The organism is Kribbella sp. NBC_00359 (assembly GCF_036097425.1).
In the GTDB taxonomy this organism is placed as follows: Bacteria; Actinomycetota; Actinomycetes; order Propionibacteriales; family Kribbellaceae; genus Kribbella.
Genome location: NZ_CP107975.1, coordinates 2,506,479 through 2,527,370, shown reverse-complemented (window position 1 = coordinate 2,527,370; position 20,892 = coordinate 2,506,479). Strand labels below are relative to the sequence as shown.

Here is a 20,892-nt window from a genome sequence, read left to right as displayed (position 1 = left end):
TCATCGGCGCCCGGAGCGAAGCGAGGACGTCGATGAGCTTCATCGAATCCGAAGAACGCCAAGCGCTCCGCAAGGCAGTGCGAGAGCTCGGGAAGAAGTACGGCTACGCGTGGTTCAACCAGCAGGCGCGGAGCGGCGGGCACACGACCGAGCTCTGGCTCGAGGCCGGCAAGCTCGGCTACCTGGGGGTGAACCTGCCCGAGGAGTATGGCGGCGGAGGCGGCGGCATGGCCGACCTGTCGATAGTCCTCGAGGAGCTCGGTGCCGCGGGCTGCCCGTTGCTGATGCTGGTGGTCTCGCCGTCGATCTGCGGCACGGTGATCGCCCGCTTCGGCACCGACGAGCAGAAGCAACGCTGGCTGCCCGGTCTGGCAGACGGTACGACGATCATGGCGTTCGCGATCACCGAACCCGACGCCGGGTCGAACTCCCACCAGATCACCACGACCGCCCGGCGTACCGAGGACGGCTGGTCGCTGACCGGGCGGAAGGTCTTCATCTCCGGGCTCGACATCGCCCAGGCCGTGCTCGTGGTCGGCCGGACCGAGGACGCCCGGACCGGCAAGCTCAAGCCGGCGCTGTTCATCGTCCCGGTCGACGCGCCCGGGGTGGAGTACCAGCAGATCGAGATGGACCTGATCAGCCCGGACAAGCAGTTCGCCTTGTTCCTCGACGACGTACAACTGCCGCGCGAGGCGCTCGTCGGCTCCGAGGACGCCGCCCTCATGCAGCTGTTCGCCGGGCTCAACCCGGAGCGGATCATGGCGTCCGCATTCGCGCTCGGGATCGCCCGGCATGCGCTCGGCAAGGCGACCGCGTACGTCAAGGAGCGGCAGGTCTGGAACACGCCCATCGGCGCCCACCAGGGGATCGCGCACCCGCTCGCGCAGATCAAGATCGAGCTCGAGCTGGCCCGGCTGATGATGCAGAAGGCCGCCGCGCTGTACGACGCGGGCGACGACCTGGCAGCCGGCGAGGCCGCGAACATGGCGAAGTACGCCGCCGGCGAGGTGGCGGTCCGGGCCACCGACCAGGCGGTCCAGTCGCTCGGCGGCAACGGCATGACGACGGAGTACGGCGTCGCCTCGCTGGTCGCGGCGGCCCGCGCGACCCGGATCGCGCCGGTCAGCCGGGAAATGATCCTGAACTTCGTCGCCCAGCACTCGCTGGGTCTACCCAAGTCGTACTGAGATCCAGCACAGTCTGTTCACCATCCGGGCAAGGAGAGGATCCCGCCGATGATCATCACCAGTGAATTCCCGCCCGTCGAAGTGCTCGACGTCCCGATCCACGACGCCGTCCTCGGTCGCGCCCAGGAGTACGGCGACCGGCCGGCCATGGTCGACGGGGTCACGGGCAAGGAGATCAGCTACGCCCAGCTGGACGCGATGAGCCGCCGGGTCGCGGCCGGCCTGGCCGAGCTCGGGATCCGGCACGGCGACACGATCGCGCTGTACAGCCCGAACACGATCCTCTACCCGGTCGTCTTCTACGGGGCCACCCGCGCCGGCGCGACCGTGACCACGGTCAACGCGCTCTACACCGCGGACGAGCTGCACAAGCAGCTGGTCGACTCGAAGGCGAAGTTGCTGGTGACGATCTCGCTGTTCCTGCCGGTCGCGACCGCGGCGATCGAGGGCACGGACGTCACCGAGATCTTCGTCTGCGACCAGGCCGAGGGGTACCGCTCGGTGATGGAACTGGTCGCGTCCACCGGACCCGCACCGGACGTGACGATCGATCCGGCCGAGGACGTCGCCGTACTCCCGTATTCCAGCGGGACCACCGGCGCGGCCAAAGGCGTGATGCTGACGCATCGGAACATCGCGACGAACATCTCCCAGGCCGAGGTGATGATCACGGTCGCCGAGGACGAACGGATCATCGCGATCCTGCCGTTCTTCCACATCTACGGGCTGTCCGTGCTGATGAACCTCCCGCTCCGGCTCGGCGCGACGGTCGTCGTCCTGCCGAAGTTCGACCTGCAGCAGTTCCTCACCACGCTCGACGAGCAGAAGATCACCCGGGCGTTCGTCGCGCCTCCCGTCGTACTGGCGCTCGCGAAACACCCGGCCGTGGACAGCGTGGACCTGTCGGCGCTGAAGTACGTGACGTCGGCGGCGGCTCCGCTGGACGGTGACCTGGCCGAGGCGTGCGCGAAGCGGCTCGGGCTGCCCGCGATCCTGCAGGCGTACGGGATGACCGAGTTGTCGCCGGGCACGCACGCCGTGCCGCAGGACGACCCGAACCCGCCACCCGGCGCCGTGGGCAAGCTGTTCCCGTCCACCGAGATGCGCCTGGTCGGGGCCGATGGCAACGACGTGGGCGACGAGGAGACCGGCGAGATCTGGATCCGCGGACCGCAGGTGATGAAGGGCTACCTGGGCCGGCAGGCCGAGACCGACGCGACCATCGACCCGGACGGCTGGCTGCACACGGGCGACATCGGCCGGGTGGACGAGCGCGGCTATCTGTACGTCGTCGACCGGGTGAAGGAACTGATCAAGTACCACGGCTACCAGGTGCCGCCGGCCGAGCTCGAGGCGGTGCTGCTCACCGATGACCGGATCGCGGACGCGGCGGTGATCGGCGTCGATGCCGACGGCAACGAGGTGCCGAAGGCGTTCGTGGTGCCGATGCCGGGGGTCGAGCTGACCGAGGCCGACGTGATGGAGTACGTCGCGGAGCGGGTGGCGCCGTACAAGAAGGTGCGGCAGGTCGAGTTCATCGAAGCGGTGCCGAAGGCCGCGTCCGGCAAGATCCTGCGGCGGGAGCTGCGAGCCCGCGAGGCCGCCCGTGAGTGAAGTGTTCAATGGTGAACTCGCTGCGCTCGCTCACGGCCTCAAAGCACCCCAGCAGGACCGCAGCCGGGCGACCCGGCAGCGGCTCCTCGCGGCGGCCGTGGAGTCGCTGGCCGAGGTCGGGTACGCCGCGACGACGGTGAGTGTCGTGGCGACCCGGGCCGGGGTGTCGCGGGGTGCGGCTCAGCACCACTTCCCGACGCGGGCGGATCTGTTCGCGGCGGCGGTCGAGTACATGACCGAGGTGCGGCTGGCGGAGATCCGCGCTCAGGCTGGTCGATTGCCCAGCGGGCCCGGCCGGACCGAGGCGATCGTCGGGATGCTCGCGGATGTCTACACCGGACCGCTCTTCCGAGCGGCCCTGCACCTCTGGGTCGCTGCATCGACCGAGGAGGCGTTGCGGCGACAGATCGTCCGGTTGGAGGCGCATGTCGGGCGCCAGGCCCACCGGGCGCTGCTGGAAGTGCTCGAGGTGAGCGAACGGACGCCTGGTGTCCGGGAGACCGTGCAGGGTGTGCTGGACATGGCGCGCGGTCTCGGGCTGGCTGACCTGCTCACGGATGACAGTGCGCGGCGTCGGGGGATCGTGCGGCAGTGGAGCCGCATCCTCGATCAGGCCTTGCGAGACCCCGGCGTGTGACCGAAGGCCCGGCGGAAGGTGTCGATGAACGCACTCGTCGACGCCCACCCACACTGGTGCGCCACGCGGGTCACCGACTCGTTGTGGGCCAGGAGCCGGAGAGCGTGATGCAGGCGCAGCTGGGTGCGCCACTGCGGGAACGTCATCCCCAGGTCCGTCTGGCAGAGGCGGCTCAGGGTGCGCTCACTCGCGCCGACCTCGCGACCCAGCTCGGTCAGCGTCCTGGTGTCCGCGGGGTCCTCGCGCAACAGGTCGCAGACAGCGGCCAGCCGTGGGTCGTGGGGTGCCGGCAAGTAGGTAGGCCGCTGAGGCGACCGCCGCAGCTGATCAAGCAGTACGGCGTGCAGCCGCTCCCGTTCCTCCTGATCGCCATCACCTGACGTGTAGGTCAGGATCAGCTCCCTCAGCAGTGGGCTGACTACCAACGCCGACGGTCCGTCCAGACCGAGCGGATTCTCGGTGAGGCCTACTGTGTGCAGCGTGGTCTCGCCGTAGGCGCGGTGTTGGTGGAGGGTGCCGCCGGGGACCCAGATCGCCCGGGTGGCCGGGGCGATCCAGCTGCCGGCGTCGGTGGTGACCGAGAGGACGCCGCGGCCGGCGTAGACGATCTGATGCTGGTCGTGCCAGTGCGCCTCGATGCCGCCACCGGCCCGGATCGGCTGGTGGCCGGTGGTCGCGGGACGTTGGCGGGTTTCCGGCATAGATTGGCATTTTATCGGAAGCCGGACAGGCAGTCCGGCCACGACGATCGATGGTGTGCGGAGACTTCGCCCGATCGGGCTGATGGCGGTCGGCCACGCCTGTGTGGATGTGTACCAGGGCAGCGTCCCGGCGCTGGTGCCGTTCCTGGTCGCCGAGCGCGGGCTCGGGTACGTCGCGGTGTCCGGGATCACCTTGGCCGCGACCTTGTTGTCCTCGGTGGTCCAGCCGGTGTTCGGCGTACTGACGGACCGGCGCCCGCTGACCTGGCTGATCCCGGTCGCCATGACCACCGCCGGGCTCGGGATCGCGCTGATCGGGGTCGCGCCGTCGTACTGGCTGAGTTGGCTGGCCGCCGCGTTGTCCGGGCTCGGGGTGGCGGCGTACCACCCGGAGGCCGCGCGGATGGCGCGGGCGGTGAGTGGCGGAAGCCATGTCGGGATGAGCTGGTTCTCGGTCGGTGGGAACGTCGGGTTCGCGCTGGCGCCGGTGCTGGTGACGCCGATCCTGTCGGCGGGCGGACTGTCGCTGACACCGGTGCTCATCGTGCCCGCACTCGCCGGGGCGGTGATCACCCGGCTGGCGCTACGCTCCGCCCAATTGGTTGCTTCGAGCAATCAGTCTGCCGCGGCCGGTGCCGACGACTGGTCGTCATTCCTGCGGTTGTCGGCGATCATGATCTGCCGGTCGATCGTGTTCGTCGGGCTCGGCACGTTCATCGCCCTGTACGCCGGTCAGCGGGTCGGCGGCGGGACGACGACCGGCGGGGTGGCGTTGTTCGTGCTGTTCGCGGCCGGTGCGTTCGGCACACTGCTCGGCGGCCGGTTCGCCACCCGCTACGGGCGGGTCCGGACCCTGCGGTCGTCGTACGCCGTGGCCGTGCCGGCGCTCGCGGGTCTGGTGCTCGCGCCCGGGCCGGCGTTCTTCGGGTTCCTCGCCGTCACCGCGATCGCGATGTCGATCCCGTTCTCGCTGCACGTCACGCTCGGGCAGGACTTCCTCCCGAGCCGCGTCGGCACCGCCGGCGGGATGACGCTCGGCCTGGCGGTCAGCATCGGTGGCGTCGCCACTCCGGTCCTCGGCACGATCGCCGAGCACACCTCCCTACGCCTCGCCCTCAGCACGCTGATCGCCCTGGCCCTCACGAGCAGTCTGATCGGTCACGCCCTCACCGAGCCGGAGACGGCTTAACGGCGGGCGGCGCGTTCGGCGATGCGGCGGTCGACCTTGGCGGCCAGTTGGTCGGGTGAGCATTCGGCCAGGTGGTCGCGGACGAGCAGGTGGATGAAGGAGTACTCGCCGCGGCCGCTGCGGGCGAGTACATAGCGGTCGGCGGCGTACCTGAGGAAGGCTCGGCGGCGCCAGGGGAGGTATCCGGTCCAGCGGAGCAGGAAGTCGTGGAGCAGGCGGGACAGCGGGCCGGCGAACACCGGTGGCCGGCGGCGCCAGGCCTTCGCGGCGACGGCTCCGACGATGACGCCGGCGACGGCTTCCAGGTGGGGCGAGGCCGGGTCCGCACCGAGCGCCAGGGCCAGCAGGACTCCGGCGGCAGCACCGCCCAGTACCCACGGGTCCATCCGCCGGCCCTGTCCGGTCGTCGGCCGGACCAGATGATCGGTCGGAAGCGACTTCACCATGCGGATGCCTTGGGCAACGATCAGGCCGATCGCGAGCCCGGCGGCGAAGCTGCCCGGCGCGTCACCGAGGCCGAGCGTCAGCCAACTGGCCGCGACGACGACCGTCAGCCGGACTGCGAGCAGCAGCCGGCGCCGGTTGTCATGGAACACCATCAGCTCGACGACGTACGACGCTGCGATCGCGGCGGCCTCGATTGCGAGGGCGACCGATGTCGGGAGCAACTCGACCAGCCCCATCGCGGCGACCGTGAGGATGACGGTGGTCGCCGTACCCGCGAGGAGTGTGGCTGTCAGGAGTGGCACCCACTGCGGTCTGGGTCCGTGGGTGGTGAGTGCCTGCCAGGGGTGAGGGCGCAGGTGCACGAGGAGCAGTGTGGCCCCGGCTACGGCCAGCGCCGCGAGTACGCCGTACTGCGCAAGCGTCGCGAGCGTCGCGCCCGCGGCGAGGCCGGCGAAGAGTGCTGGCAGGCAGACGGCGTGGGCGAGGTAATCCACCTCTGGGAGCGAGAGGCCGTACCAGCCGTTCGGGACGAGCCATCGGGGTACGGCGGTGCGATCGCCGGCGCGGCTGCGGGTCCACCAGGCGAGGCACCACAGTGAGCGGACCGCCGTGCTGGAGTCGTACTGGCGGCTGGTGGAGCGGTCGCGGGCGAGGACCTCGGTGATGTAGGTGTCGAACAGCTCGCGGCGGAGGTCTGCGACGCCGCCGGCGGCGACCTCCTCCGGGGCTCGGCCCTGGTAGGCGAGGATCGTGACGTTCAGCATCAGGGGCGAGTTGACCAGGTCCCAGAGAGTGTCGTCCTGCTCGATCGCGGCGCGAGCGCCGTCCAGCTCCGGCCCGACGGCGGCGAAGTAGTCGAGCACCTGTTGCCGGTTGAGCGGTCTGATGTGCACAGCGCCGTACAGGCTGAGCTGGTCGGGGAGGAGCTCGTAGTCCTGCGTGCGGCAGGTGACTGCGAGCTTGCCGATCAGATAGCGGCGGCGAAGTTCTTCCAGCACCGGTGCAAGCTTGGGACGGTTCGGCTTGGCGATCTCGTCCAGACCGTCGAGGAGAAGGGCCAAGCGACCACGCCGCAGCCAGGTGCGGCCAACGGCGGCGGGGATGCCGTAGCGGGTGCTGAGCTCGAACAGGAGCCAGCGGACGAAGCCGGCCAGGTTCGCGCTGTCGTGTTGGTCGTCGTCATCCTTGCGGGACGGCTGCGCAGTCCAGCCGGCCAGATCGACCACGACCGGGATCGGCTTGCTCTCGTCGGCGTGGGCCTGCTCGGACAGCGTGCGGGCGAGCTCCAGCAGCAGAGTGGTCTTGCCGGCGCCGGGCGCACCCAGAATCAGCATCGAGTCCTGGAGCTCGTCGAACACGGCAGCGATGTCGGTCTCGTCGGGCACCTCGCGTGGTGCGCTGTCGAGCGGCTGGACCAACAGGTCGTACGGGCGCAGCACTGCCTCGGGCCGCTCGTCGAGAGCGAGCGCGATGCGGGTGCGGGAGGCGAGCGAGCCGGCATGACGCTGGGACAGATAGCGGTCGACGCGGGCGAGGGCGTTGGGCCGGTTGCGCGGCTGGTCCGCACTGCGTCCGGAGACGGTCGGCAGGCGACGGCTGCGGAACTCGAAGAGTGCGGTGACGATCGCGACGAGCCAGAGCAGCCCGATCAGCGGCCAGGTCCAGCCCGCGTACGGCGCGAGGAACCTCGGCGCCGTCCCGCCGGTGCCCACGTTGATCGCGATCGGCAACAACACCAGGGTGAGTGACACGGTCACCACGAGCACGACGGCCCGCACCATCCCATCCCGGATCCTCACCCCCCGGAGCGTAACCGGCCGTAAGCCCACAGTCCCCCACCTCCGCGTGCCGTCCGGTCACCGTTTCACCAGCTGGGCCCGGACTCGGGGAATCGTTGTCACATCACATACATTGGCCACTGATATGACTACTGAGCGGATCGACCGGGCGAGTGTGGGGCTCCGGTCGGAGCGTGGCCCGATCCTGCTCGCGGTGATGCTGAGCGTCGGGCTGGTCGCGATCGACGCCACCATCCTGGCCACCGCCGTACCGTCGGTCGTCGACGACCTCGGCGGGTTCACCCAGTTCCCCTGGCTGTTCTCGATCTATCTGCTGGCCCAGGCGGTGTCGGTGCCGATCTACGGCAAGCTCGCCGACCTGCGCGGCCGCAAGCCGATCATGCTGCTCGGTGTCGGGCTGTTCATCCTCGGCTCGGTGCTGTGCGGGTTCGCCTGGAGCATGCCGGCGCTGATCGCGTTCCGGCTGGTCCAGGGTCTCGGTGCGGGCGCGATCCAGCCGATCGGGATGACGATTGTCGGCGACATCTACACGGTCGCGGAGCGGGCCAAGGTGCAGGGCTACATCGCCAGCGTGTGGGGGATCGCGTCGTTCGTCGGCCCGACGCTGGGCGGCGTGTTCTCGGACTACATCTCCTGGCGCTGGATCTTCTTCGTGAACATCCCGCTCGGGCTCGCCGCCGCGTGGGTGCTGGTGCGCCGCTTCCAGGAGAACGTCACCCGGAAGGCCAGCCACCAGATCGACTACGCCGGCGCGGTCCTGCTCGCGATCGGCGGTTCCCTGTTGCTGCTCGGCCTGCTCGAGGGCGGCGTGATGTGGACCTGGGCCTCCGGCGCGAGCATCGCGATCCTGGCCGCGGCGGCGGTGCTGCTGATCGTGTTCGTCCTGGTCGAGCGGCGGGCGGCCGAACCGATCCTGCCGCTGTGGGTGCTCGGCCAGCGCGTGCTCAACTCGGCCAACTCGGCCGCGCTGCTGATCGGGCTGCTGATGATCGGCCTGTCGACGTACGTCCCGCTCTTCGCCCAGAGTGTGCTCGGTACGTCGGCTCTGGTCGCCGGGTTCGCGTTGGCCGCGATGACGCTGGGGTGGCCGATCGCGGCATCGCTTGCCGGGCGCATCTACCTGCGGCTCGGGTTCCGGACGACCATGCTCTTCGGCGCGATCATCGTCGTACTCGGTTCGGCTCTACTGCTGATGGTCGACTCCGGCAGCTCCGTACTGCACCTTGCCGCGGCCTGCTTCGTGATCGGCGTCGGTCTCGGCTTCTCCGCGTCACCGTCGGTCGTCGCCGCCCAGTCGTCGGTGGACTGGACGACGCGCGGTGTGGTGACGGGCGCCAACATGTTCTCGCGCTCGGTCGGTAGCGCGGTCGGCGTCGCGGTCTTCGGCGCGGTGGCCAACGGTGTGGTCGCGGCTCGCCTCGGCGACAGCCACGAGGACTTGGAGAAACTCCCGGGCGAGGTGCTCGCTCCCGCGATCCACGATGTGTTCTACGGCGCCGCGGTCGCCGCCGTACTCCTCGTCGTCGCGGTCCTCTTCATGCCCAACAGAGTCGCGGAACGCCCGCCGGCAGGTCGCTGACCAGCCATCTCCGCAACCGCCCGAGCGCGGCCGGTAGTGCTGCTCCTGCTGATCTCGTGCAGGTGCCTGAGGCAAGCACACACTCCGAACTGGGGGCGGGGACATGAGCGCCCTCTGGTACTACATCCGGATCCGCCCACCCGTCGCAGCCGCCGACGCGGACCACATCGCGGCCCGCTTCTTCGACTGGGACCTCGGTAGTCGATCACGGCGGTCTAGGTTGGGGGCATGCGTTCGGTTGACTGTGTGGGTGCTTTGATCCGGGACGAGCGGCAGCGGGTTTATGTGCAGCGGCGTACGGCGGAGCGGCGGTTGTATCCGGAGATCTGGGACATCGTCGGCGGGCATCTGGAAGCGGGGGAGACGCCGGAGCAGGCGCTGGCGCGTGAGGTCGAGGAGGAGACCGGGTGGAAGGTCCGCGACATCGTGTGGGCCGTCGCCGACTGGGAGTGGGAGTACGAGGGCCGCGTACGGCGTGAGCTCGACTACCTGATCACCGTCGACGGAGACCTCACTCGTCCGCGACTCGAAGCCGGCAAGCACGACGCGTCGGCCTGGGTCGGGCCGGACGACCTGGACCTGCTGATGGTGAACCGGACCGACGGCGACCGGCGACTGCGCGATCTGGTGGCTCACACGGTGCGGACCAGGTTCACCGACCGCCTCCGCCTCGAACCGATCACCGGACCGAACGGGGTCCTGCCCGGACATGTGGAGGACCTGGTCAGCCTCTACGCGGACCCGTGGGTCGCGTACTGGTACGCCGGCTCCTGGTCCCCCGAGGTCGCGGCGCAGCGAGCGGCCGAATTCCAGACCGGCTGGGAGCGGGACTCCGTCAGCAAGTGGATCGCGTACGAGCGCGCTGATGGAGCGCTCGCCGGCCGAGGGGGACTGTCCCGCATGCCGGTCGGCACGCCATTCACGGTGGCCGTTGCCGAGCTGGTGGGTCCGGAGTGGGCGGCCGACCGGCTGGAGCTCGGATGGGCGTTGGCCGCGCCGGCACGCGGTCGCGGGCTGGCGACCGAGCTCGGGCGGGCCGGGCTGGACTTCGCCTTCAGGACGCTCGCGGCCCAGGCAGTGGTCGCCACCACCGAGCGGCACAACGTGGCGTCCCGGGCGGTGATGGAGCGACTCGGCATGACCTACGCCGGCGAGATCACCGCGGAAGGCCTGGTCGAGGGCTCCGACGAGGTGCGACCCGATGCGCCGTTCGCCGTGTACATCACCGGACCGGAAGCTGACATCTGATCTAGCTGTCCAAGCCGGCCACGAAGCGGGTCAGGAGGTCCGCGAAGGCCTCGCGCTCGGTGGCGGTCCAGTCGTTCATCGCCGCGGCGAACCGCTCTCGCCGGTAGGCGTGCACCACATCGAGCTGCTCCCTGCCCGCGGCGGTCAGCACGAGGTTCGTACGACGTCCGTCCCGCTGGTCGGCCTCCCGCCGTACCAGGCCTGCCGACACGGCCGCCGCCACCAGCTTGCTCGCCCGGGGCTGGTCCACCGCAAGGGCAGCCGCCACTCCGTTCACGCCGAGGGCGTCGGGCGCCGCTGCCTCGATCGCGTCGAGGACCTCCTGAACCGGGTCGGGCCCACCGGACTCGACCGCGAAGGTACGGCGGGTCTGCCGCCGGCGGACCGCGATCATCGCCGACTCGACCGCGATCGCGGGATCGGGCTTGGCCACAGCCTCTCCAGGTTATATGTTCATTGACATGTATATGTCAGATGACAACAAGCCTATCGGATGGTGGCTGAAAGAGCTGGACCGGCTGCTCGAGGCGTCGTTCGAGCAGGTCCTCGCGGCCGACGGCCTGACCCGCCGGCAGTGGCAGGCGCTGAATGCGGCCGCCGGGTCGGAGTCGGTTGCGATTGCGCTGGCGCCGTTCCTGACCGGGGACCCGGCGGAGCTCGCGACGGTCACGGACCCGCTGGCCGAGCGCGGCTGGCTGAGCGGTGACGAACTCACGCCCGCGGGCCGCGCGGCGCTGGAGGCGCTGACGACGAAGGTCCAGGAGCAGCGCAGGCGGGTGACGGCCGGAGTCAGCGATCAGGAGTACGTCGCGACGGTCGGCGTACTCCGCCGGATGGCCGCGAACCTCAGCTGACAGGAAAGTGCTCCGCTGTGTGACCGCCCAGGCGCGACGGTCACACAGCAGAGCCGGCCACCTCAGGGAGAGGCTCCCGGTGAGGTGTCGGGAGCCTCCGGTGTCCTACCGCCCAGGACACTCGGCCCCGCCTGGCCCGAGGTGTCGGCCAGGAGGTGGTTGGAACGGCTGGGCGGCGGTGATACAGGGTCAACCGCCAGGCCCAGCCGGGTCGGTGGGCGGTGCGGTCCGGAGCTGAGGAGTGCTCCGGACCGCACCTGGGTTTCGTCCGGGACTGAGGAGTGCCACGGACCTTCCAAGTGCTACCCCTGGACGTGAGGAGACCCCAGGGCGCAGCGGCCGGGTCTGAGGAGGACCCGGAGGTTCAGGTGTTCAGTCGGTGCTGTCGAGTGGGCCGAGCAGGTCGTTGGTGACTCGGAGACCGGCGAAGCGGCGCCGCATCGCCTGTTCGTAACGGGCCGCCAGTGGCGCGTCCGCGACGTACTGCGCGATCACATGCTCGCCGAACCAGACCCGAACTCTGCGTCGGTGCTGCCTCGACGTCATCTCCGCGATGGTCACTACCTCTCACCCCGTAACTCTGAGCCCTTGCAACCAGTTGGACTTACTGGTTGTCATGGCAGTAATGGTGCACGAGCCCAACGTGACCGCTCTAGGACCTGGACCGGACCTTTGCCGGACCTCTTCCGGTCCTCTGGCGGACATCTGGGGGACCGCACCTTGTCGTGGGGCATGAGTCGAGACAACGTCTGATCTGACGTGAACAGGAGGAACGATGGCGGGTAGGTATACGCCAAAGACGGTCCTGGCGCACCTGATCCAGCGCCGGAACCAGACCTACTCCGAGATCGTCGCCGAGTTCGTCGAGCTGGGTGGAACCATCACCGAGCGGCACCTGCGGCGTCTCGCATCAGGCGAGCGCGCAGGCACCACTCCTCAGACCCGGCGCACCCTGCAACGCATGTTCGGCAAGCCGGTCGAGGAGCTCCTCGCGCCGTACGTCGCCGAGCAGGCTGCCCAGGTGGTGCCGTCACCTGCCGCGAGTGGACGGATCACGACAGGTAATGAGATGGAGGTTCTCGACATGGCTGCCAGCCGCGCGAGGGCGTTTGCCCTCGCGGCCCAGTCCGGTCTCGGAAGCGAGGCCATGGAACAGGTGTACGACGATGTGCGCCACGTCGCGAAGGCCTACCCGCAGCGCCCGCTGCCGGAGATCCTCGGCCAGCTGGTCGAGACCCAGGACCTGGTCTTCGCCCTGCTGGAGAGCCGGCAACGCCCGGAGCACCTGCGGCAGCTGTACTTCCTCGGCGGCGTGACCGGCGGTCTGCTGGCCAAGGCGTCCCACGACCTCGGTAACCCGCATGCTGCCCTGACGCAGGCGAGGACCGCGTTCCTGTGCGCCGACAACGCCGACCACCACGGCCTGCGCGCCTGGGTGCGCGGCCTGCAGTCCCTGGTCTCCTACTGGGCCGGCAACCCGCACGACTCGGTTCGGTACGCACAGCTCGGCGCCGGGTACGCCGAGCAGGCCAACAGCACGACCAGCGTCTGGCTGCCGGTCAGCGAGGCCCGGGCCTGGGCGGCGCTGGGCAACCCGGAGGCCACCCGGGCCGCGCTCGAGCGGGCCGAAGAAGCCTGGAGCTCGGTGCGCAAGGACGACCTGGACGAGATGGGCGGCCTGTGCACCTTCGGCCGTCACCGCCAGCTGTACTACGCCGCCGACGCGCTCGCCTGGCTGCCCGGTGAGGTCGACCAGGCCGAGCGGTACTCCCGTCAGGCCGTCGACGCCTACACCGACCAGAACCACCCGGAGTGGGCCTTCGGCGACGCCGCCGGCAGCCAGGCCGCGATGGCGATCAGCCGGATCGCCAGCGGTGAGCTGGACGGCGCGGCCGACGCGATCGCCCCAGTGCTGGGCCTGCCGACCGAGCGCCGGATCAACGGTGTGGTGCACTCGGCCCGCCGCGTCCACCAGGCGCTCCGGCAGTCCGGACGCGCGGACGACGCCCGGGAGTTGCAGGAGGAGATCGAGATGTTCACCCGGACGCCGATGCAGACCTTCTCCCGGTAGCGTGCGCAGACCTGGCGAAGGGGTTGGGAAGGTATGAAGCACTGATGGAGCCCCTCACCGGTGACCTGACCAGACTCCGTGACTTCCGGCCCTCCGACCTCGACGACTACCTGGCGATCGCCGGCGACGACCGGGTGACCGCCTGGATGGCGTTCGACAGCTACGACCGCGACAAGGCGGCGGAGATGCTGGCCGGCATCATCGAACGCTCGGCGCGGGAGGACCGCCCGGAGCACATGCTCGCCGTCACCCGCCAGGACGGCGATCAAGTGATCGGCTTCGCGCGGATCGCTCCGAGCGGGCCTTGGGCGGCCAAGCTCGGCTATGCGATCCACGCCGACCACTGGGGGCACGGCTACGCGACCGATGCCTCCCGCGTGATGCTCGACTTCGCCTTCGGCCCGCTCGGCAGGCACCGGGTCACCGCGGCGATCGGCCCGGAGAACGAGGCCTCGATCGCCGTCGTCAAGCGGATCGGCTTCACCTACGAAGGCCACCTGCGCGACCACGTGTTCACCAACGGCAACTGGCGCGACTCCCTCCTCTACTCGCTGCTGGAGGACGAGTACGCCGAGCGTTCGTCCGGCGGCCGCCTGGAACCGTGACGAGATCAGTCGAGGCACACTGGTCGTATGACCGCCACCCTCGCTGGACCGCTGGACCCGCTGCGGGACGGACTCGCACGGATGATCATGACGAAGGTGGCGGGTCCGGACCCGCGCGCTGAACGCAACCGGGTGCACAACACCCCCGGTCCACGCTGGTTCGCACCGGACCGCCCGATCCGCCGGGTGCATGGCGACGCGTCGATGTTCGCCGGCGGTCTGCGCGCCCTGCTGCTGCAGTCGCTGCATCCGCTGGCAATGGCGGCCGTCTCCGCGCACTCCGGCTACCGCGGCGACCCGTGGGGACGGTTGCGCCGGACCAGCTACTTCCTGGCGATCACGACGTACGGCGCGATCCCGGACGCGGAGGAAGCGATCGCCCGTGTGCAGGGGGTGCACGAGCGCGTCCGCGGGACCAGTCCGGACGGGGTCAAGTACCGAGCTTCGGACCCGCATCTGCTCAAGTGGGTCCACCTGGCCGAGCTGGACAGCTTCCTCGCCGCCCACCAGACGTACGGCGTTCAGCCGCTCGACGCCACGGAGCAGGACCTGTACGTCGAGGACGCCGCACTCGTTGCCCGCAAGCTCGGTGTGGTCGACCCTCCGACCACCATGGTCGAGCTACGTCAGATGCTGGCCGAGTATCGGCCGGAGCTCCGCGGCACGACCGAGGCACGCCAGGCTGCGCGCTTCATGCTCGTCCACCCGCCGGTGCCGTGGGCCGCGCGTCCGGCGTACGGCGTACTCACGGCCGCCGCGGTCGGCCTGCTGCCGTGGTGGACCCGCTGGCCGCTGCGGCTCCCGTACCTGCCGCTGGCCGAGCGGACCGTCGTTCGCGCGGCCGGCGAAGGCCTCACCCGCACCATCCGTTGGGCTCTGACCTCACCCATCCTGGGAAATATCGAGGTTTAGCGGCGGACTCGCCGGTAGGTTGTTCTCGTGCCGCTGCGTCCTCATCGTCCGCTCCCCCTGGCCACGCCGGCGGGAGTCGCGGTGCTGACCAGAATTCTGACCCAGGGCCCGATCCCGCGGGTGGAGATCGCGCGCCGGACCGGGCTGTCCCAGGCGGCTGTGACGAAGGCGGTCGCGCCGCTGATCGAGACCGGGTTCGTCACCGAGCAGGGGGCGGTGCCGGTCGATGTGGACAGCCAGCTCGGCATCGGACGGCCGGTCAGCCCGCTGACCGTCGTACCGAGCAGCGTCTCCGTGATCGGGGTGAAGGTGACCCCGACCAGCCTGATCGGGGTGACCACGGACTTCACCGCCGGGATCCTGAGCGTCCGGCACGAGAAGCTCGACGACACAGCGCCGGAGCGGGTGATCGAGCGACTTGCCGAGCTGGTGAAGGCGTTGATCGGCTCGCTGAAGTCGGGCGAGGCGTTGGCCGGGCCGCTGATCGGGATCGGCGTCGCGGTGTCCGGTGATGTGGATGCGCGGCACGGCGTGGTGCGCGACTCGCCGCTGATGGGCTGGCGCGGTGTTCCGGTCGCGGAGTTGCTCGGCAAGCGGATCAAGGTGCCGATCGTGGTCACGAACGACGTCCGCGCGCTGACCGTGGCCGAGCACTGGTTCGGCGTCGGGGTGAACGCGGACTCGTTCGCTGTCGTGACGATCGGCTCCGGCATCGGCTGCGGCCTCTACATCAACGGCGAAGTGGTGTCCGGCGCGTACGGCGTCTCCGGCGAACTCGGCCATCTCCCCCTTGCGCCCGGCAACTTGGTGTGCACGTGCGGCCGGCGTGGTTGTGTGGAGACCGTTGCCTCGTCGGACGCGATCCTGGCGCGGACCCGCGAGACGACCGGCCGTGCGGATCTGGATCTGGCCGGCGCGATCAAGCTGGCCCACGAGGGTGACGAGCATGCGCGGGAGGCGTTCGACCGGGCCGGCGAGGTGATCGGTGCGGCCCTGGCCGCGATGGTGAACCTGGTCGGCCCGGAGCTCGTGGTGATCGCGGGCGAGGGCGTGGCGGAGTACGACCTGTACGAGGAGCGGATGCGGCAGACGTTCGCGGACCATGCCTTCGGCGCCGCGGGAGACAGCCGGCTGATGCTGCGCTCACACACCTTCGACAACTGGGCGCGCGGCGCCGCTGCCACCGTCATCCGCTCCTACGTGCGCGGCGAACCGCCGCTGCAACGCTGACAGGGGTTGGATCCGCGAGCGAGTTCGCGGATCCAACCCCTCGGGCGATCAGGTCCGGGCCGCGGCCAGGATCTTGCGCCAGACCTTCTTGTAGGACTCCAGTCCGTCCGCGGCCAGCGGTCCGGACGGGCCGGCCGTGATGGAGACCCGCTCGGGGATCGTGCCCCAGACCGGGACGCCTTCCTCGGCGTACTGCTGCATCGCTTCCTGGTAACTGCGGGTGTAGGTCCGCGCCGAGCAGATCACCAGCCCCACCGGGACGTTGTCCGGCACCAGGTCCAGCACGGCCTTCACTCGCGGCGTCTCCACCCCGCCCACCCGGGTCGGGATGATCACGATCCGGGCCCGTTCGAGCGCCTTGTTCAGCAGCCGCTCGTGGGACGGGGGCATGTCGACGATGCCGATGCCCTCCGGCGGCACCTTGTCCAGTGCCTTGCTCAGGAGGCGCTCGGTCGGCGCCTCGGCGATCTCGATCCTGGCCAGGTGCTGGTCGTCGGAGGCTTCGATCCAGTCGGCTGCGCTGCCTTGTGGATCCGCGTCGACCAGAGTGGCTGTGCGACGGTTGGAAGATGCCAACGAGGCCAAGTACACCGACGTGGTTGTCTTGCCGACCCCGCCCTTCAGTGCAGCTGTCACGATGATCATGAGACCGAACTTACCCGGTTTTGTCCGAAATCCGGCGTGTCGTCGGCGTTGCTCGCCCACATCGTGATAGTTGCCCCCGGCCCGTGAGAACAAGCTCAAGGGCGCTTCAGAGCTATTTCCCGAGCCAGGCGTCGACCTTCGACTGGTTGTCCTTGACCCACTTCTCCGCGGCCGCGTCGGGGGTCATCTTGTCGACCGCGATCATCCGGGCCACCGCGTTCTGGTCCTCGTTGGTCCACTTGAAGTTCTTGACCAGGTTGTACGCCGGGCTGCCGGAGTCGGCGAACTTCTTCGAGACGATCTTGTCCAGGTCGTACGGCGGGTAGTCGCAGGCGACCTTGGCCGGGTCGGTGTCGCAGCCGGTCTTGTACGCGGGCAGCTCGACCTTGACCAGCTTGACCTCGTTGAAGAACCACTGCGGCTCGTAGAAGTACGCGAGCAGCGGCTTCTTGTTCTTCTCCGCGTCCCGGAACGCCTGGATCAGCGCGGTCTCACTGCCGCTCTGCACGACCTTGTAGTTCAGCGCCAGGTTCTTCACCAGCGCCTCGTCGTTCGTCACGTACGACGGGTCGCCGTCGAGCAACTGTCCCTTGCCGCCGGACTCCGAGGTCTTGAACAACGCGGCGTACTTGTTCAGGTTGTTCCAGTCGGTGATGTCCGGGTACTGCTGCGCCATCCACGGCGGCACGTACCACCCGATCACGCCTTTGACGCCGGTGGAGCCGGCCTCGACCGCGACCTTCTGGTCGGTGATGTACTTCTTCTTCAGGTCCTCGTGGCCCCAGTTCTCGAGGTTCACGTCGACCTCGCCGGTGCTGAAGCCCTGCCAGGCGATCTCTTCCTTCAGGTCCTTCTTCACCACCTTGCAGCCGAGATCCTGGGTCGCCACGTACGCGACCACGGCCGCGTTCGCCTCGTACCCGACCCACGGGCTGACAGTCAGGTTGAAGGTCCCGCAGTCCTTGCCGGCGGCGACAGCCGGCTTGTCTTCGCCGACCTTCGCGCCACCGCAACCGGACAGGGCCAGCGCCACCGCCGTCAGGACACCGGCGTACCGGAGCTTCTTCACCGCTTGTCTCCCATGCTTTTGAATTGAGTAGAGCCTTGGAATCTGTGGGTACGGCGGGCCGCCGCCTGCGTCACCCGGTCGAGCAGCACGCCCAGCAGGACGATCGCCAGCCCGGCCGCCAGGCCCTTGCCGTACAACTCGCTCTGCGCGAAGCCCGCGGCCACGTCGTACCCGAGCGCGCCGGCCCCGACCAGACCGCCGACGACGACCATCGCGAGTACGTAGATCAGGCCCTGGTTGACTGCCAGTGTGATCGCCCGCCGGGCCACCGGCAGCTGCACCTTGCTGATCACCTGCCAGCTGCTCGAGCCGACCGAGTTGGCCGCCTCGACGGTCGCGACCGGCACCGCCCTGATGCCGTCGGCAACGATCTTGGTGGTGACGGGTACGGCGTACACGACGGCGGCCGCGATCGCCGTGAACCGGCTGGTGCCGAACAACGCCAGGAACGGCACCAGATACACGAACGGCGGCATCGTCTGCCCGGCGTCCAGCACCGGCCGGATCCAGGTGTCGATCCGCCGGTTGCGCCCGGCCCATACTCCGAGCGCAACACCGGCGGCGACGACCACGACGGTCGCGAGCAGCGTCGAGGCCAGCGTGATCATGCTGTCGTGCCAGAGACCGGTCGCGACCAGCAACCCCGAGCACACCGCGGCCGGGACCGCCCCCCGCCAACCACCGAGTACGGCGGCGACCGCGACGGCGACCGCGGTCACGAGCCACCAAGGCGATCCCGTCAGCAGGGCCTCGAGCGGGTTGAGCACACCGTTGGTGACGGCGTCCCGGACGCCGTACGTGAACCCGCCGAAGACATCCTGCACCCAGTTCGTCACGTCGGTGGCGATCACCGCGATCCGCGAACCGATGTTCGCACCGGACGGGAAGTCCGCCGCCCACACGTAGGTCCGGGAGAACCAGATCGCGACCAGCACAGCGACCGCTCCCGCGCCGAGCAGGATCCTCCGGCGCACACTCGCCGTACGCCAGGGGCGGTCGCCGGCCGCGGTGGTGACGCGGTCGAGCACGATCGCGAGCACCACGATCGCCAGGCCGGCGTTGAACGCGACGCCGACGTCCAGCGTCTGCAGCGCCTTCAGCACGGTCTGGCCGAGACCGGGCGCGTCGATCAGCGCGGCCACGGTCACCATCGACAGCGCGGCCATGATCGTCTGGTTGATGCCCACGACAACGGTCGACCGCGACATCGGCAGCAGCACCTTGGTCAGCGTCTGACCACGGGTGGATCCGAGCGACCGGGCCGCCTCGACGCTCTCCGGCGGGACGGAGCGGATCGCATGCGCGGTCAGCCGGACGGCCGGCGGCGCGGCGTAGATCACTGTCGCGATCGTGGCCGCGGCCGGGCCGATCGCGAAGAACAACACCAGCGGCGCGAGGTACACGAACGTCGGCAGCGTCTGCATCAGATCGAGGAGCAGCGTCGCGACCCGGAACGCGCGATTCGACAGACCGGCCCAGATCCCGAGCGGGATCGCCACCAGCAGCGACAGCAGCACGGCCGCGATCGTCAGCGCGAGCGTGTCCATGCTCTCCTGCCACAACCCCTGCAACCCGACGAACACCAGCCCGGCCGCGGCCAGCAGCGCGACCTTCCAGGTGCCGAACGCCCAGGCCAGGTACGCCGCCAGCGCGACGACCCCGAGCCAGCCGATCACCGGGACCGGCCGGTCGTACGACGGCTGGGAGATCAGGTTCTGCAGCAGGACGACCAGGTGGTCGACGCCCACCCGGATCGCGTCGAAGACGGCGTTGCCCTGGCCGACATCGTCGCGGTGGTCGGTCAGCCAGCGGTGGAACGCGGTCGTCTCCTGACCGCCGAGCACGAGGTTGTCGATGCCGCGCAGAACGAAGTACGCCGCAACCCAGACGACGAGTAGGACGCCGACGACCACACTGCGCCGGGGCCGGCGTACCTCGACATGGACGTCGCTGGTGATGGCGGCCATCAGGCGTCCGCGACGACGGCGAGGATCTCCTCGTCGCTGATCACACCCAGCAGCGTGCCGTCCGCGACGACCTTGACCGGGCGGTCCGACTCGAGCACGAGCCGGGTGGCCTCGCGTACCAGGACGTCCGGGCCGAGCTCGGGGCCGTCCAGCGGCTCCTCCGGGCGCGGTTCGCGGACGATCCAGCGCAAGGTGAGGACATCGGGCCGGTGCACGTCCCGCACGAACTCGCGGACGTAGTCGTCGGCCGGTGCCCCGACCAACTCGTCGCCGGTGCCGAACTGGACCGCGGCGCCGTCGCGCATCAGCAGGATCCGGTCGCCCAGCTTGAGCGCCTCGGACAGGTCGTGGGTGATGAACACCATCGTCTTGCCGACCTCGCGGTGCAGCCGGACGACCTCGGTCTGCATCTCGCGGCGGATCAGCGGGTCGAGCGCGGAGAACGGTTCGTCGAAGAGCAGGACGTCGGGATCGTTGGCGAGGGCACGGGCCAGGCCGACCCGCTGCTGCATGCCGCCGGAGAGTTGCTCGGGGTAGAGCTGCTCGTTGCCGGCCAGGCCGACCAGGTCGATGACCTCCTGGGCGCGCCGGCGCCGGTCCGGCTTGCTCTCGCCGCGGATCTCCAGGCCGTACGAGACGTTGTCGATCACCTTGCGGTGCGGCAGCAGCCCGAAGTGCTGGAACACCATCGAGAACTTGCTCCGCCGCAACGCCCGCAGCCGCTTCTCGTCGGCCGCGCGCAGGTCCTCGCCCTCGAAGAACAGACTGCCGGCGGTCGGCTCGATCAAACGCGTGAGACAACGCACCAGCGTCGACTTGCCGGAGCCGCTGAGGCCCATCACCACGAACACTTCGCCGGGCGCGACGTCGAAGCTGAGGTCGCGGACGGCCGCCGTACAGCCGGTCTTGGCGTACAGGGTGGCGCGGTCGAGGGACGCGAGGTCGGGCCGGTGCGGGACGCGCTGCGCCTTCGGGCCGAACACTTTCCACAGGCCCTGGATGGACAGCAGCGCGTCGTCGTCCTGGATCCCGGGATACTCGAGCTGAGCGGTCACAGGTTCACCCTCGCATCCCCGCCACGCGGTTTCGTCGTGAACCGCGACTGTATCCAACCCCCAGTCCCGCGGCGTGTCCC

The 20,892-nt window shown here is 69.6% G+C and carries 19 protein-coding genes; 11 read left to right on the top strand and 8 right to left on the bottom strand.

The annotated features are described in order from the left end of the window. The first annotated feature begins 32 nt into the window (after window positions 1-32). From OG876_RS12385 to OG876_RS12375, 3 genes are read left to right on the top strand one after another with little or no spacing between them, the layout of a single operon-like run. A complete protein-coding gene (locus OG876_RS12385; protein ID WP_328524965.1) occupies window positions 33-1,190 on the top strand; it encodes an acyl-CoA dehydrogenase family protein in 1,158 nt (385 codons plus the stop codon). Window positions 1,191-1,238: 48 nt separating this feature from the next. Then, window positions 1,239-2,804: an AMP-binding protein gene (locus OG876_RS12380; RefSeq protein ID WP_328524964.1), complete on the top strand. Its 1,566-nt coding sequence runs from the start codon at window positions 1,239-1,241 to the stop codon at window positions 2,802-2,804. Then, the gene (locus OG876_RS12375) at window positions 2,797-3,441 is read left to right on the top strand and encodes a TetR/AcrR family transcriptional regulator (protein ID WP_328524963.1); all 645 of its coding nucleotides are present in this window, start codon (window positions 2,797-2,799) and stop codon (window positions 3,439-3,441) included. The genes OG876_RS12380 and OG876_RS12375 overlap by 8 nt, the downstream gene beginning before the upstream one ends. Here OG876_RS12375 and OG876_RS12370 read toward each other — a convergent pair. Continuing rightward, a complete protein-coding gene (locus OG876_RS12370) occupies window positions 3,414-4,142 on the bottom strand; it encodes an AraC family transcriptional regulator (RefSeq protein ID WP_328524962.1) in 729 nt (242 codons plus the stop codon). The two genes, OG876_RS12375 and OG876_RS12370, sit on opposite strands and share 28 nt — an antisense overlap. Before the next feature lie 55 nt (window positions 4,143-4,197). Here OG876_RS12370 and OG876_RS12365 point away from each other — a divergent pair, with 55 nt between their 5' ends. Beyond that, complete coding sequence (locus tag OG876_RS12365) at window positions 4,198-5,331, top strand: MFS transporter (protein ID WP_328524961.1); 1,134 nt, start codon at window positions 4,198-4,200, stop codon at window positions 5,329-5,331. Here the strand turns inward: OG876_RS12365 and OG876_RS12360 are convergent. Further along, on the bottom strand, window positions 5,328-7,577 hold the full coding sequence (locus tag OG876_RS12360; protein WP_328524960.1) for an NACHT domain-containing protein: 2,250 nt from the start codon (window positions 7,575-7,577) through the stop codon (window positions 5,328-5,330). The genes OG876_RS12365 and OG876_RS12360 overlap by 4 nt on opposite strands. A 124-nt stretch (window positions 7,578-7,701) precedes the next feature. Here OG876_RS12360 and OG876_RS12355 point away from each other — a divergent pair, with 124 nt between their 5' ends. After that, on the top strand, window positions 7,702-9,156 hold the full coding sequence (locus OG876_RS12355; RefSeq protein WP_328524959.1) for an MDR family MFS transporter: 1,455 nt from the start codon (window positions 7,702-7,704) through the stop codon (window positions 9,154-9,156). A 228-nt stretch (window positions 9,157-9,384) separates the two neighbouring features. Then, complete coding sequence (locus tag OG876_RS12350; protein WP_328524958.1) at window positions 9,385-10,404, top strand: GNAT family N-acetyltransferase; 1,020 nt, start codon at window positions 9,385-9,387, stop codon at window positions 10,402-10,404. 1 nt (window position 10,405) lies between these two features. Here the strand turns inward: OG876_RS12350 and OG876_RS12345 are convergent, their stop codons facing one another. Next, window positions 10,406-10,837, bottom strand: coding sequence for a MarR family winged helix-turn-helix transcriptional regulator (locus OG876_RS12345; protein ID WP_328524957.1), 432 nt, complete (start codon window positions 10,835-10,837; stop codon window positions 10,406-10,408). A gap of 28 nt (window positions 10,838-10,865) precedes the next feature. Between OG876_RS12345 and OG876_RS12340 the strand changes: the two genes are divergently transcribed. Continuing rightward, window positions 10,866-11,258 carry a MarR family winged helix-turn-helix transcriptional regulator gene (locus OG876_RS12340; protein ID WP_328524956.1) on the top strand — a complete coding sequence of 131 codons (393 nt, stop codon included), beginning with the start codon at window positions 10,866-10,868 and terminating at the stop codon, window positions 11,256-11,258. Window positions 11,259-11,630: 372 nt separating this feature from the next. On the opposite strand, the gene OG876_RS12335 is transcribed toward OG876_RS12340, so the two are convergent. Continuing rightward, window positions 11,631-11,804, bottom strand: a complete 174-nt coding sequence (locus OG876_RS12335) for a hypothetical protein (RefSeq protein WP_328524955.1) — start codon at window positions 11,802-11,804, stop codon at window positions 11,631-11,633. 229 nt (window positions 11,805-12,033) lie between these two features. Here OG876_RS12335 and OG876_RS12330 point away from each other — a divergent pair, with 229 nt between their 5' ends. From OG876_RS12330 to OG876_RS12315, 4 genes are all read left to right on the top strand, one after another. Further along, window positions 12,034-13,329 (top strand): XRE family transcriptional regulator, encoded by a 1,296-nt coding sequence (locus OG876_RS12330; RefSeq protein WP_328524954.1) that lies wholly within the window; start codon window positions 12,034-12,036, stop codon window positions 13,327-13,329. Between the two features lie 44 nt (window positions 13,330-13,373). Continuing rightward, window positions 13,374-13,934 carry a GNAT family N-acetyltransferase gene (locus tag OG876_RS12325; protein WP_328524953.1) on the top strand — a complete coding sequence of 187 codons (561 nt, stop codon included), beginning with the start codon at window positions 13,374-13,376 and terminating at the stop codon, window positions 13,932-13,934. Window positions 13,935-13,961: 27 nt separating this feature from the next. Then, window positions 13,962-14,846, top strand: coding sequence for an oxygenase MpaB family protein (locus tag OG876_RS12320; RefSeq protein WP_328524952.1), 885 nt, complete (start codon window positions 13,962-13,964; stop codon window positions 14,844-14,846). A gap of 81 nt (window positions 14,847-14,927) precedes the next feature. Then, the gene (locus tag OG876_RS12315; RefSeq protein WP_328524951.1) at window positions 14,928-16,076 is read left to right on the top strand and encodes an ROK family transcriptional regulator; all 1,149 of its coding nucleotides are present in this window, start codon (window positions 14,928-14,930) and stop codon (window positions 16,074-16,076) included. Between the two features lie 48 nt (window positions 16,077-16,124). Here the strand turns inward: OG876_RS12315 and OG876_RS12310 are convergent, their stop codons facing one another. From OG876_RS12310 to OG876_RS12295, 4 genes are all read right to left on the bottom strand, one after another. Beyond that, the gene (locus OG876_RS12310; RefSeq protein WP_328524950.1) at window positions 16,125-16,721 is read right to left on the bottom strand and encodes a ParA family protein; all 597 of its coding nucleotides are present in this window, start codon (window positions 16,719-16,721) and stop codon (window positions 16,125-16,127) included. Window positions 16,722-16,833: 112 nt separating this feature from the next. After that, entirely contained in the window at window positions 16,834-17,790 is a 957-nt protein-coding gene (locus tag OG876_RS12305) for an ABC transporter substrate-binding protein (protein WP_328524949.1), read from the bottom strand. Further along, window positions 17,787-19,757 (bottom strand): ABC transporter permease subunit, encoded by a 1,971-nt coding sequence (locus OG876_RS12300; protein WP_328524948.1) that lies wholly within the window; start codon window positions 19,755-19,757, stop codon window positions 17,787-17,789. Before OG876_RS12300 ends, OG876_RS12305 begins: the two co-directional genes overlap by 4 nt. Further along, window positions 19,757-20,812 (bottom strand): quaternary amine ABC transporter ATP-binding protein, encoded by a 1,056-nt coding sequence (locus OG876_RS12295; protein WP_328524947.1) that lies wholly within the window; start codon window positions 20,810-20,812, stop codon window positions 19,757-19,759. Before OG876_RS12295 ends, OG876_RS12300 begins: the two co-directional genes overlap by 1 nt. Between the last annotated feature and the right edge of the window lie 80 nt (window positions 20,813-20,892).